The organism is Formosa sediminum, from assembly GCF_007197735.1.
In the GTDB taxonomy this organism is placed as follows: domain Bacteria; phylum Bacteroidota; class Bacteroidia; order Flavobacteriales; family Flavobacteriaceae; genus Formosa; species Formosa sediminum.
In genome coordinates, this window is record NZ_CP041637.1 from 1,515,939 (window position 1) to 1,528,467 (window position 12,529).

At 31.8% G+C, this 12,529-nt stretch carries 11 protein-coding genes and 1 tRNA gene; 7 read left to right on the forward strand and 5 right to left on the reverse strand.

Annotated features, from left to right (window positions below; translation table 11 throughout):
- Positions 1-103: 103 nt before the first annotated feature.
- Positions 104-682 (forward strand): PhnA domain-containing protein, encoded by a 579-nt coding sequence (locus FNB79_RS06590; protein ID WP_143380557.1) that lies wholly within the window; start codon positions 104-106, stop codon positions 680-682.
- Positions 683-746: 64 nt separating this feature from the next.
- On the opposite strand, the gene FNB79_RS06595 is transcribed toward FNB79_RS06590, so the two are convergent.
- Positions 747-1,847 carry a DUF4407 domain-containing protein gene (locus tag FNB79_RS06595; protein ID WP_143380558.1) on the reverse strand — a complete coding sequence of 367 codons (1,101 nt, stop codon included), beginning with the start codon at positions 1,845-1,847 and terminating at the stop codon, positions 747-749.
- A gap of 185 nt (positions 1,848-2,032) precedes the next feature.
- Between FNB79_RS06595 and FNB79_RS06600 the strand changes: the two genes are divergently transcribed.
- Entirely contained in the window at positions 2,033-3,400 is a 1,368-nt protein-coding gene (locus FNB79_RS06600; protein ID WP_143380559.1) for a M28 family peptidase, read from the forward strand.
- Positions 3,401-3,656: 256 nt separating this feature from the next.
- On the opposite strand, the gene FNB79_RS06605 is transcribed toward FNB79_RS06600, so the two are convergent.
- Positions 3,657-5,048 carry a dipeptidase gene (locus FNB79_RS06605; protein WP_143380560.1) on the reverse strand — a complete coding sequence of 464 codons (1,392 nt, stop codon included), beginning with the start codon at positions 5,046-5,048 and terminating at the stop codon, positions 3,657-3,659.
- A 101-nt stretch (positions 5,049-5,149) separates the two neighbouring features.
- Here FNB79_RS06605 and FNB79_RS06610 point away from each other — a divergent pair.
- The 5 genes from FNB79_RS06610 (at position 5,150) to FNB79_RS06630 (ending at position 9,523) form a co-directional block, all read left to right on the forward strand.
- Positions 5,150-5,231: transfer RNA gene (locus tag FNB79_RS06610), tRNA-Leu, on the forward strand.
- Between the two features lie 436 nt (positions 5,232-5,667).
- Positions 5,668-6,303, forward strand: coding sequence for a hypothetical protein (locus FNB79_RS06615; protein ID WP_143380561.1), 636 nt, complete (start codon positions 5,668-5,670; stop codon positions 6,301-6,303).
- 58 nt (positions 6,304-6,361) lie between these two features.
- Entirely contained in the window at positions 6,362-7,429 is a 1,068-nt protein-coding gene (locus tag FNB79_RS06620) for an XRE family transcriptional regulator (RefSeq protein ID WP_143380562.1), read from the forward strand.
- Between the two features lie 536 nt (positions 7,430-7,965).
- A complete protein-coding gene (locus FNB79_RS06625; RefSeq protein ID WP_143380563.1) occupies positions 7,966-8,544 on the forward strand; it encodes a hypothetical protein in 579 nt (192 codons plus the stop codon).
- 163 nt (positions 8,545-8,707) lie between these two features.
- Entirely contained in the window at positions 8,708-9,523 is an 816-nt protein-coding gene (locus FNB79_RS06630; RefSeq protein ID WP_143380564.1) for a hypothetical protein, read from the forward strand.
- A gap of 505 nt (positions 9,524-10,028) precedes the next feature.
- On the opposite strand, the gene FNB79_RS06635 is transcribed toward FNB79_RS06630, so the two are convergent.
- Genes FNB79_RS06635 through FNB79_RS06645 form a run of 3 tightly spaced genes read right to left on the reverse strand, consistent with a single transcriptional unit; the run spans position 10,029 to position 12,508 of the window.
- On the reverse strand, positions 10,029-11,093 hold the full coding sequence (locus FNB79_RS06635) for a nucleotidyltransferase family protein (protein ID WP_143380565.1): 1,065 nt from the start codon (positions 11,091-11,093) through the stop codon (positions 10,029-10,031).
- 9 nt (positions 11,094-11,102) lie between these two features.
- Positions 11,103-12,233, reverse strand: coding sequence for a phosphoenolpyruvate carboxykinase (ATP) (locus tag FNB79_RS06640; protein ID WP_143380566.1), 1,131 nt, complete (start codon positions 12,231-12,233; stop codon positions 11,103-11,105).
- Positions 12,233-12,508 carry a hypothetical protein gene (locus tag FNB79_RS06645; protein ID WP_143380567.1) on the reverse strand — a complete coding sequence of 92 codons (276 nt, stop codon included), beginning with the start codon at positions 12,506-12,508 and terminating at the stop codon, positions 12,233-12,235. The genes FNB79_RS06640 and FNB79_RS06645 overlap by 1 nt, the downstream gene beginning before the upstream one ends.
- Between the last annotated feature and the right edge of the window lie 21 nt (positions 12,509-12,529).

Below are 12,529 nucleotides of genomic sequence, written 5' to 3' on the forward strand. Positions count from 1 at the left end.
TTTAACTACCGCTTTTTTAGGTAATAGGCACGAGTTTAAAACTAAGCTTTATTTGTGGTAAATGGTTTTAAACTGTATTTTCGCAAAACTAAAAATTAAAATCATGAGTGTACTTCAAATGTTACAGGAGCGCAGTAATTCAACTTGCGAATTCTGTGGTTCAAAAGATCAATTAAAACAATATATTATTCCGCCATCATTAAACGAAAATGTAGACAACAGTGTATTGGCTTGTAATACATGTTTAGATCAGATTGAAGGACATACAGATATGGATGTAAACCACTGGCGTTGTTTAAATGACAGTATGTGGAACGAGCATGTGGCGGTACAAATTACGTCTTGGAGAATGTTACAGCGTTTACGTGAAGAAGGTTGGCCAAAAGATTTAATAGATATGATGTATCTAGACGATGAAGCTATGGCTTTAGCCCGTGCTACTGGCGAACATGAAGATGAGAGTGCTAAAATTATCCATCGCGATGTAAATGGTATTGTTCTAGAAACTGGAGATGCTGTAGTGTTGGTAAAAGACCTAAAAGTAAAAGGATCAAGTATGGTTGCTAAACAAGGTACTGCCGTGAGAAATATTCGTTTAGATCATGAAAATGCTGAGTATATAGAAGGGAAAGTCGATGGGCAGCAAATTGTAATAATTACTAAATATGTGAAGAAACTTTAATATATTTTGATTTCACAATAAAAACACACAGGCTGTAACATTATGTTGCAGCCTGTGTGTTTTATTATATAATAGATTTCTGTTTTTTATAAAACGCTTCGGCTTGAAGCTGCATCAATTCCCGTGATTTTTTCTTTTTAAACTGATAATATTCGTCATCTTTTGCTATATCTGTATACACCTTATCATTTATGGCAGCATTTGTTTTTAATTGTAATTCTCGTTCGTAAACATGTTGAGCGACGACACTTTTCAATGCGGTTTCTTCATCTTCTAATTTAAAATCATACTCGCCCTTTTTTACTAATAATTTTGATAAAATTGGAGCGGTTTCAATACATAGAAACAGTAAAAATATAAAGAAAGAAGGAAGCCAAGGTAAAGTGTTTAAAGCTGTAATACGCGCCATTAGGCCTCCGTATTGGTCAAGAATAGGTTGAGAGTTTTTTACCTGCTCTTGATAAGCGGTTTGCAAGGCTTTAATGTCAGATTCAATAGCAGTGATTTTATGAGTATGGGTTGTTTTTAATTGTTGTAATTCTGCTAATGCAGCATCGTGTTTCTCTCGTTTTTCTTTATAAACAGGCCCTTTTCCTAGTTTATTAGTTCCTGAAGTGCCTTCGGCTTCTGTAATATATGTGTTGTAAAGCACATTAACCTCGGCTTCCTTATTGTCAATTTCAGCTGTAAGTGCCCCTATTTGAGCTTTTAAAGCCTCAATTTGAGGTGTGTACTGATTGGCTATTTGGTTTTTGTTAGCTAAGGTTAAATCGTTTTTTTGTTCTAATAATACTTGGTTTATTTCTTTCTCAAAAATCTTTAATTCTAAAGGTTTCGAGATAACTATGGCAATAATTAAGGCTAGAACTAATCGGGGTAAGACTTGGAGAAATTCATCTAGAAAAGAGGTTCTTTTTTTTAAGGTAGATACTATAAAACGGTCTAAGTTAAAAATTAGTAAACCCCAAATAAGTCCAAATATGATGGCGGTTATTGTATTTTCGAACACCATTTGTAGCGCAAAACCTGCAGCTATACTAGCCATAAGCGCTGTAAAAAATACGGTGGCACCTATGCCGGCATATTTGTTTTGCTCGCCATTAGAACACGTTTTTAAAATGGTTTGATCGGCTCCAGAACAGAGTATAAAGAATTGTTTTAACATGAGATTGATTTGATTGATGATTGCTATTAGAACGCGATTTTATACTAAATGTTACACGTTTAAGTCTTAATTTTTAAAATGTTATAAAAAAAGAAAGAAGTTTCAAGTGTTAGAAATGTTTTAATAGACTTAAGAATACTTTAATTGTACTATCTTTATGTGTTTTATTTCTATTAACTTTTTTTATGAAAAAATTATACTATAGTCTACTTTTTCTTCTTTTTAGTAGTGCGCTTGGTTATAGCCAATCGGTTGCAGATATTATAAATGCAGTAAGTTTAGATTCTCTCTCGCAAACGGTAAAAGAATTTTCTGGGGAAGTCCAAACGGTTGTTGGTGGGAATACGGTTACGATTTCAAATAGAAATTATAATAACAACAATTTGGCTGCGCAATATTTATTTGAAAAATTTGAGAGTTTAGAGCATACCACTGTAACTTATCAGTTAATGAATGGAGATGATAATAGACGAAATGTTATTGCCACACAATTGGGGACAACCCATCCAGAACGTGTTTATATGATATGCGCACATTACGATACGGTTAACGATTATTGTGCAGATGATAATGCAAGTGGAGTAGCTACTATTTTAGAAATAGCAAGATTGCTCTCTGGCCAATGTAAAGAGAATACTATTATCTATGCTCTTTGGGATGAAGAAGAGATTGGATTAATAGGCTCTAAATATTATGCTGAATTAGCAGAGAGTAACGGAGAATCTATTTTAGGGGTTTATAATATTGATATGATAGGTTATGATGGTGATGATGATGAAAGCTTTGATATTGATGTTAAGAAAGATGATACAGGCTCTCAAGCCATGAGTGATGATATTGTTGAGGTACTAAATACCTATCCATTTAAATTAAATGTAAATATTGTTATTCCAGGTACAGAATATAGCGATCATTCTAGTTTTTGGAATCGTGGATATCCTGCGGTATTGGTAGGAGAGGCTTGGTCTGAAAATGATCAGAATCCAAAATATCACTCTAAAGACGACAGATTTGAGTTATTTAATTTAGAGTATTATCACGAATTATCTAAACTGTCTGCGGCATATATGGCTACAAAAGCGGGCTTAACAGGTGTAGATAATACAGTAACCCTTAGTAATAATAGTCTTGTTGCTAATCAGGATAATGCAACTTACCAATGGTATAATTGTACGACTGGCAGTGCAATTCCAGACGCTACATCTCAAACCTTTGTCCCAACTTCTAATGGGAGTTATAGGGTAGAAATTACTTCTGGAAGTTGTGTTGAAGTGAGTACATGTTATGAATTTGCTACTTTAAGTTTACCAACATTTACAGATCTAGAATTGTCTGTGTTTCCTAATCCAGTACATTCGGTGTTAACGGTAGAAAGATCTACCAATGAAAAGGCAGAAATTATTTTGTATAATGTGTCTGGAAAACGCATTTTAAACGTGACCTCTACTACACAAAATACTCAATTAGAAATGGGGAGCTTGACTAGAGGAATATATTTTTTAAGTGTTGAAAGTGCAAATAAATCAGGGATGTTTAAGATTGTTAAAGATTAATTTTTTTATGATTTTATAAAGTTGAATAAGACACGGATGGTTGCGTTAGCGATTGCAGTGGCATCCTTTTTATGAGCCTATAACAACATATTTAGTATGCAACCGAAGCCTTTGTTTAGGCTAAAAATATCTAAAGAGTGAAAATGAAATAAAAAGATATAACGGAAAGCGCGACCTTTAGGTAACGCCCAAATTGGTATAAATAAAAAATCCGTTCGAAACGTTATTGAACGGATTTTTTTATGATAATAGGTCTTTATTTTTTAGACAATGCTGTAAAATGTTTGTAGAACATTGGGATGGTTTCTATGCCTTTTAGGTAGTTCCAGATTCCGAAATGTTCGTTTGGCGAGTGAATGGCGTCGCTGTCTAATCCGAATCCCATTAAAATAGTTTTGCTTTGTAATTCGTCTTCGAAAAGCGATACAATAGGAATACTTCCGCCGCTTCGTTGTGGAATTGGCGCTTGCCCAAACGTATCGGTATAAGCTTTAGAGGCCGCTTGGTACCCAATATTGTCTATAGGCGTTACGTATCCTTGTCCGCCATGATGAGGTTTTACTTTAACTTTTACTGCATCTGGAGCAATACTTTCAAAATGGTTTTGAAACAATTCTGTAATCTCCTTCCAATCCTGATTTGGCACTAAACGCATAGAGATTTTTGCAAACGCTTTACTTGCGATAACGGTTTTTGCACCTTCGCCAGTGTAACCTCCCCAAATACCATTTACGTCTAAAGTAGGACGAATAGAGTTACGTTCGTTAGTAGAATATCCAGCTTCGCCGTAAACAGCATCGATATCTAGCGCTTTTTTATAGCTATCTAAATTAAATGGTGCCTTAGCCATTTGTGCACGCTCGTCTGCAGACAATTCTTCTACTTTGTCGTAAAATCCAGGAATGGTAATATGATTGTTTTCGTCGTGAAGCGAAGCAATCATTTTGGTTAAAATATTTATTGGGTTTGCTACTGCACCGCCGTAAAGCCCAGAGTGTAAATCGCGATTTGGTCCAGTAACTTCAATTTCTACATAGCTTAACCCACGTAATCCAGTGGTAATTGAAGGCACATCTTTAGCTATCATTCCTGTATCTGATATCAGGATGACGTCGTTTTTAAGTTTTTCGTGATTGTTTTTTACAAAGGTTGCTAGGTTTACACTACCCACTTCTTCTTCACCTTCAATCATAAATTTTACGTTACATGGTAACTCGTCGTTTTTGGTCATGAATTCTAATGCCTTTACATGCATGTACATCTGACCTTTATCGTCGCACGCACCACGCGCGAAAATAGCGCCTTCGGGATGTGTTTCGGTAGTTTTTATTACAGGTTCGAATGGTGGAGACGTCCAAAGTTCGATAGGATCGGCAGGTTGTACGTCGTAATGCCCGTAAACAAGCACGGTTGGGAGCGATTTGTCTATGATTTTTTCACCATAAACAATGGGGTGACCATCGGTTTTACAAATTTCAACGTGATCGCATCCGGCTTCTTCAAGACGTGTTTTAACGATTTCTGAAGTTTTTAATACGTCGTTTTTGTAAGCAGAGTCTGCGCTAACGGACGGTACTTTAAGTAATTCGATAAGTTCGTTTAAAAATCTATCCTTGTTATTTTCGATGTAAGTCGAGATATTTTTCATGTGGAAATTTTGTGTTTCCTACAAAAATACAAAAATGTTGAATTTTTTTTCGAAAGATATATTGATTATTAAAAGTAATTTTTATATTTGCACACCTTATTGCGGGCGTGGTGGAATTGGTAGACACGCTAGACTTAGGATCTAGTGCCGCGAGGTGTGAGAGTTCGAGTCTCTCCGCCCGCACTTTAAAAACCCTTGAAAACACTGAGTTTTCAAGGGTTTTCTTTTTTTCCGTGTCAAAAACATGTCAAATAATTTTTGAAAATTACTTCTTTTGATTTTAAATTACTTGTTAAGTTGTTGGTAGTTAGTTTTTTTTGTTTAGATAAGTTGTAAATAGAATATAGATTGTAGAGAATAAATAAATTACACTTATAGCCTTACTAGATTATTCCGGATGTCTAAGGAAATTAGATTTTACTATCTTAATTAATGGTTTTTCTTTGGATTTGAATTTCATATGTGTCTCAAATGAAAAATACACACAACTTTTTATTAAATTTATTACAATTAAATTTAAATTTTATATATTTGTAGATGTAAAAAAAACTCTGGTGGAACAGAGTTTAATTATGTGTTCTTTGACATTTTGGGTGTTACGTCAAAATTTTGTTTTTGTATGGTAACAAAGTTACATAAAAATCCTTTTCCTGCAAATAGAATAGGGAAAAGAAGAGAAGTTCGTAAAAATGAACTTCTATTTGATCTTAAAGAAAATTTAGAAGAAATTTTCTTTGCCTTCAATAAAGCGGTAAAAAAATTCAATTCAATTTCTGCTCTGTTTCCCCCGGAAGCAAAAGTCAGGTTTGATGCAAATGTTTTAAATACAGCTATAGTTGAAAGTTTGCAAAATGCATTTCCTACTAAATGGAAATGGGGTAAGTACAAGCGGTTTATTTTAAAATTAGACGATTATATTATTTTAATAAAAAAGTTTAATAATAATAATAAACCAATGAATATTAAAACAAAACATGTAAACACGATTTCTAATCAGCAATGTTTACCTCTGTTTGATAGTGATGTGTATCAGGACGATCCGATACTGTTTTTTGGTTATAAAGTAGATCGTATGGGTGAAATTTATTCACCACAGATAGTCTATATTGATAGCGACAATGTACAGTGGATTGTTTCTGAAGATGATGTATTTAAGGACAATGAAAAGTCCTTTAATAAAGCTACAGACACAAATTCAGATGTGAAAGTAACTTTAAAGGTTGTAAATATTAGAAGTAAATCTTCTGATGAATAATGTTTAATCTGTAGCACCCAAAATTCAAAGGCAGTCAATTAACTTAAAAAATTATAATATGAGACTTAAAACTTCGCAATTTATTTTTGCAAGGGAGTATAGAGGATTAAGTCAAACAGATGTGTCTAAAAAAATTAAAGGTTTATCTCAGTCGAATTTATCGAAATTCGAGAAAGGATTTGATGTCCTTTCAGAATCTGTAATAGAGAGCCTAATAGCTTTATTGAATTTTCCTAAGAATTTTTTTTACAAGGAAATCAATATAGACATTGAAATAGCACATTACAGGAAAAAGTCGGGGTTATCAAAACAAATCAAAACAGCATTAGAGTCAAATAACAAATTTTTAGGCCATTTAGTAGATAAATTAAATGAGGCTGTTGATTATCCTGAATTTTCTTTAAGACCATTAGATCCTGAAGAATATTCTCCTGAAGATATCGCAAAACATACCAGATCTCTTTTAGGTTTAAATAAAAAAGAACCGGTTGTCGATATTTTTAATAAGATCGAAAAAAGTGGAATAGTAGTAATAGAGTTTGATGATGTTACAGAAAAATTTGATGGTGTTTCTTTTTTGTCGGGGAACGGAACTCCAGTTATAATAATAAATAAGAATTTTTCTAACGACAGAAAACGATTCACTTTAGCACATGAGCTTGGGCATATATTGATGCATATTACTGGAGGATTTCCAGTTCCTATGCACCGTACAGAAAAGCAAAAAGAGGATGAAGCTAATAGATTTGCATCTGAGTTTTTAATGCCGGAGTTAGGGATTAAGAATTCCTTAGTGAACTTAAAACTTTATGATCTAGCTACTCTTAAAAAATATTGGAGAACATCTAAGCAAGCAATTATGCGCAGAGCAAAAGATTTAAATTGTATTACAGATAATACTTATAGATATTTAATGATAGAATTAAGTAGGCTAGGAGAGAGAAAGGTCGAAAAAACTTTAGTAGATATAGATTGTCCTGTAATTTTTGAACGGGCTTATAGATTGCACGTTGATGAACTTAAATATTCAATAGAAGATTTTTGTCAATGTTTTAGTTTGCCAGAAGACGCAATTAAAAAGTATTTGAATTTTGAAGATCGGTCTAAGCTTAGAGTTTTAGTGTAGTTAATCATTAAGAAGTTTAAAAAAGCACCAATATTTAAGTGGTGCTTTTTTGTTTTGTGTTTTATCATAGAAAAACCTTATTCTTTTTTTAATTTTAGATCTTATTCTTGATTTCAAGACGCATAGTATTGGTAAATTGTATTTTATAATTGTTTTAACTAAAGACTAGTATGTGTCAAAATCGTGTCAAAAAAATATAATATTAACTTTTTTCGTTTTATATGTTCCAGGAATTACTCTAAAGTCATACAATAGTCTAGTAAATATAGGTTAGCTTAACACAAAAGTTACTGTAACGGTAGTACCGTTTATAAGAAGGGTTCTCTTTCTAACTATGAGTTATTTTATGGTTAATTTTTAAAAGGTCATACTCTTATAATTTATAAAATATTAGTTTTATAAAACCATTTTTAAAATCTAATTATTAATTTTTTTATTTACTTTTAACATACACTGGGTTATAATTATATCGTAGCTTTTATGAAGTGATATGGCTAGAGCTCACAACTTTATACGTAATAACCAACCTAAAACCAATGAAGGATTACAAAAAGCGCCTAGTAAAACCAAAAAATAAAATTGTAAGCGGGATGATGTATTTGTTACCCATATTTATTCTCTTTATTGTTATTGAAAAACTATGGTATAAAGTAAGTCATCTTGGAAAAATAGTTGTTCATAATTTGCATTTAGACGATTTTTTCGGAAAGTATTCTTTAACCATTACAACGGGTTTACTTTTACTATTCATTTTTTATGTGTTTGGTTATTTGGCAACCTTTCCAAAATTTAAGACATTTTATAATTGGTTTGAAGGTATGATGTTAGATGTTATTCCAGGATACAGTAAGTATAAAACCGAATTAGAGAATAAAATAAGTCCGAAACCAGATAATAGATTATCTGTATTAGTACATACGCCAATGGGCAATAAGCCCGGCCTTTTAATTGATGAAAAAGCTAGTAGTTCGGTAGTGTTTTTTCCGAGTACTACAAATGCTTTAGAAGGCGAAGTTTTAGTCGTAGATAATAAAATGATACAGAAAATAGATTTAGATGCAAAATCTCTTCTTGGAATCATGAAAAAACAGGGAAAAGGTTTGCCAGTGGTTTAGGACATTTTCTTTGAAAAAAAATAGTGTTACTAAAGTAAATTAAGACACATTAAATAAAGAGACTATTAATACAGCAAGGTTAAAATCTGTTTTATAGTTTTTTATATATAAAGTCTATTCTTTTTTTATTGAAGCACTATGCTATATCTTATAATTTAATCCTATGAATCAATTCACCATGAAAAAAATTACTGTAACCATTTTTGTCTTCTTAGTGGCTTTTTTTAAGGCAGCTGCTCAAGATGAATCCAAAACCGAAACAAGCTCAAGTGCAGCTCAAGCCAATAATCCTTTAGCGAATATGACAGCTTTAAGTTTTCAGAACTATTTAATGCCCACATTAGCTGAAGCTCCAGGAGATGCTTTTATGAATACAACATGGGTTCGTTTTGCAAAGCCCATAGCAAAAGGTAAGTTATTACTACGTGCGTCTATGCCATTCTCGACCATTGGATTACCAAATGAAACAGGCGTGGTAAACACGACTAGCGGATTAGGTGATTTTAATGCATTTTTAGCATATAATTTAGTATCAGACGCGACAACTACTGTTGGTATTGGGCCATCTGTTACTGCTCCAACTGCTTCCGATGATCTTTTAGGTACAGGAAAATGGCAAGGCGGATTCGCTTTTGTAGCATTCTTTTCTAAATCACCAGTGTTTCAATTTGGAGGATTAATAACTTGGCAAGCATCTTTTGCAGGAGATTCCGATAGAGATAACACAAATTTAGGAGCTATTCAGCCATTCTACTTTTGGCAACTTGGTAAGGGAACTTATTTAAGAGGTGCTCCAATTTGGGTGTTAGATTTTAAAAAAGAAGCTTACTCTGTGCCTCTTGCATTAGGTATTGGTAAAGTAGTAAAAGTAGGAGATACGGTATTTAATTTATATATAGAACCTCAATATTCTATTTACGTAGAAGGTGTGCAGCCTGTCTTTCAATTATTATCTGGAATAAATTTACAGTTTATGTAAATATACTTTTTCTTAAATAATTAAAAGTTGAATTTTTGTATAAATAAAAATATGATCTTTTATATTCCCTTATTCGTAGGTTGATTTAATCCCAGTTTCAATCTCATTTATATGCACTTTTCCTCTAAAGTATGTATGAGTATTTTCTTTTTTTTGAGTTATTTTAATTTTTTGATAAATGATAAGTTTCTTTTAAACTTAAATTACATTTTTTATCAGTTTCATCTATTTAATTAATTTTACTTTTTTAGCTTAAACTGAAATTGTTAGAATTACAATTAATTACGGTTAGTAATTAATGAACTGTGAATTTATTTAATACGAATTAGTAACTATATGATGGTCATCATATGTAAATATATGTTTAGTAAGTGAAGTGTTTATTAGTATTTTAATGTACGCATGAGGGAAAAAGTAATTATTAAATCAAGATCTGTTTTAACTAAATGTGTTGAAAATATTTATTGTTTGCTATTTCTGTCCTTAATTTAAAGAAAAGAAAGTTTTACAATTTAGATTTTATAAGAGCCTTGATTCTGGACCTATCATTTAAAATATCTCTTCTGTAATCTTTATTTTTAATAAAAAAATAAGTCCTATTAAAAAGTAATTTCAGTAAATCTAAATACGCATGTATTTTATAAAGCAAAAAGTTAAAGCTATTATATTTATTTTTTAAGTGATAAATAGAAGTGTTGTATTTAATTCTAAGTGTATTTGTAGGTTCAGGAATTTCACTAAAATATAAATGACCTAAATTAAAATTATTTGATATATGACGATTCTGTAGTACTTGTGTTAGTGTAATATCATTTATACGCGGTAATAACACTAAAGTATCGTAACAGTTTTTGAGTCCAATATAGTTATAGTATGAACCAAGGTCGTTAATCTGAAAATTTAATACATTATGTGTTATTAAATGTTTTGGAGAAGGAATGGGAAGATGTGTATGATTAACAAATTGTTTGTTATTTAATACATGTTCTGGTTTTAATATCGCTTGATCTTTGTCTAAGAGTTTAAAGTGTACTTCTACAGCTCCAATATAATTTTTAGAAGCTAACCTTAATAAATGTTTGTCTTCAAAATATTTGGGGTTTATTGTCGGTGTTTTTGCGTAAGTATACCCTTTGTTTATTAAAATTTGAAATGCTTTTTCAGATAGCTCTTTAGGAACTAAAACATCAATATCTCCAAGCATACGTTCTCCTAATAATTCGTAATAATTAGAGGCGATCATTGCGGCTCCTTTTAGGAAAACATGTTCAATGTTATTAGCGTTGAACCACGAATTTATAAGTTTTACTTCCTCTAGTAAAAATTTGTTTCGCTCTTCATTTAGATTGTAAATATATTTAAGATAATCGTGTAAATCTTGTGGTAGATACTTGAGGAGACCTTTAGACTTTAAACGAGCGTAAATGGTTGGAATAATGAGGTGTTCACTACCCATTTTTACAATATTCTCCCAGTTGTAGTTCTTAATGTCTGCTTTTAAAAAAGACGCGTCTGTTTTAAAACTTATAATATGGGATATATGAGATAATGTAGTATGAGTGGTGTTCATAAACGATACTTATTCGCCTATAAAGATAGTTGAAAATACCTCAAGAGCATCTTCATTTTTACTGTATGTTAGTTTAAGAAATTTAACTGTACTAATCCAATTTAGGAAAGCTGCTGCGTTCTCAGTTTGTGGAGAGATCCATGAGTCTGGTATTAATATTTCTAAAGCAGTTTTTGCATCTATTTTTTCTAAGAGTACTTTAGCTTCAGTTTGATAATTTATTAAAACTATGGTATTGCATGGCACATGTTTTTGATGGGGTATGGGTGTTGCTACATATTTTATACCTCCTTTATGAGCTCTTAAATAGCTCTCGGGTAAATTTTCAAAATTGGAAATAAAAGGTTTTAATGTAGAGAAGGCTCCTGGTTTTACAGATATGCCACCAGGGAAGTAATATGTATTAAAATCTGCCCGTAAAATAGGAGTTGTATCATCAGCAATTAAATCATAGCCGTTTTGAGTTAAGACCGTAGTTAATGTGCTTTTCCCGCTACCAGAGGTGCCAATAAGCATAACTGAATTTTTGCCATTAGATACTGTTGAGGCATGAAAAAGCCCAATCCAATCATGTTCTTTTTTATGGTGCAATCCACAAATTAATTCCATATTAAATTTGCCTTGAAGCTCGTGAAAATTGTATGAATCGCAAGACCTAATAAATTTATTATTAGTAAAAAGACTAATAACATTGTCTTTTACTTGAATGTCAAACCAAAAATCAGGTTTATTTTCAGTTGTAGTTTCTAAATGGTGTATTTGTGGATGTATAAAATTAATTAATTCTTCTGATTGATAATGAACATTAAAACTTGTTTTTCCTATAGCATATTGTTTAGAGTAAATCCTATTATTATAGTTTAACTTTAAAATCGGACCAGTTGTTTGTGTAATAAGCGTATTCCTATCATTAAGGAATTCTGTTATATCTAAATATATTGCTTTAGCATCTGCTTTAGTGAGATCAAAAGTGGCTTGATAAAGGGCTATGCATTCATCAGGATTATCAGACTCAATATAGGTTTCTATACAAAAGAATAATCCGTTATCGATTATTGTATATTGGTTTGATTTCTCAAACCATAATATCTTAAAATCGATAGCGGATTGTATATATTTAGGAGCTAAGTTAGCTTTCACTAATTACTCTTAATATTGTTGTCTACTTGAGTTTTTCCTACTTGAGTATTGGTACTAGACGTACTAGGAGTGGTAGTTTCATCCAAAGTTTCATTTTCAGATGTCGTCGTTCTTCCAAAACCTCCCCCTCCAGGACCAATAGGTTCACTAGTTGTTTGTGCCTTTAGTGGATTTAATACAGCAAACGTACCAATTGCAGTAAAAGCTGCATATTTACCCATTTTTTTTACGGCTTCCTTTCTAGTAATTTTTGTATGTTTTGTTTCTTCTTTCATAATTAATAGGTTTTTCTGAAA

Bases quoted from the DNA above. Each gene is read 5' to 3' on its own strand.
- FNB79_RS06595 (WP_143380558.1), bottom strand. From the start codon at position 1,847: ATGTTAAAACAATTCTTTATACTCTGTTCTGGAGCCGATCAAACCATT.
- FNB79_RS06625 (WP_143380563.1), top strand. From the start codon at position 7,966: ATGAAGGATTACAAAAAGCGCCTAGTAAAACCAAAAAATAAAATTGTA.
- FNB79_RS06605 (WP_143380560.1), bottom strand. From the start codon at position 5,048: ATGAAAAATATCTCGACTTACATCGAAAATAACAAGGATAGATTTTTA.
- FNB79_RS06620 (WP_143380562.1), top strand. From the start codon at position 6,362: ATGAGACTTAAAACTTCGCAATTTATTTTTGCAAGGGAGTATAGAGGA.
- FNB79_RS06635 (WP_143380565.1), bottom strand. From the start codon at position 11,093: ATGAACACCACTCATACTACATTATCTCATATATCCCATATTATAAGT.
- FNB79_RS06615 (WP_143380561.1), top strand. From the start codon at position 5,668: ATGGTAACAAAGTTACATAAAAATCCTTTTCCTGCAAATAGAATAGGG.
- FNB79_RS06590 (WP_143380557.1), top strand. From the start codon at position 104: ATGAGTGTACTTCAAATGTTACAGGAGCGCAGTAATTCAACTTGCGAA.
- FNB79_RS06645 (WP_143380567.1), bottom strand. From the start codon at position 12,508: ATGAAAGAAGAAACAAAACATACAAAAATTACTAGAAAGGAAGCCGTA.
- FNB79_RS06600 (WP_143380559.1), top strand. From the start codon at position 2,033: ATGAAAAAATTATACTATAGTCTACTTTTTCTTCTTTTTAGTAGTGCG.
- FNB79_RS06630 (WP_143380564.1), top strand. From the start codon at position 8,708: ATGAATCAATTCACCATGAAAAAAATTACTGTAACCATTTTTGTCTTC.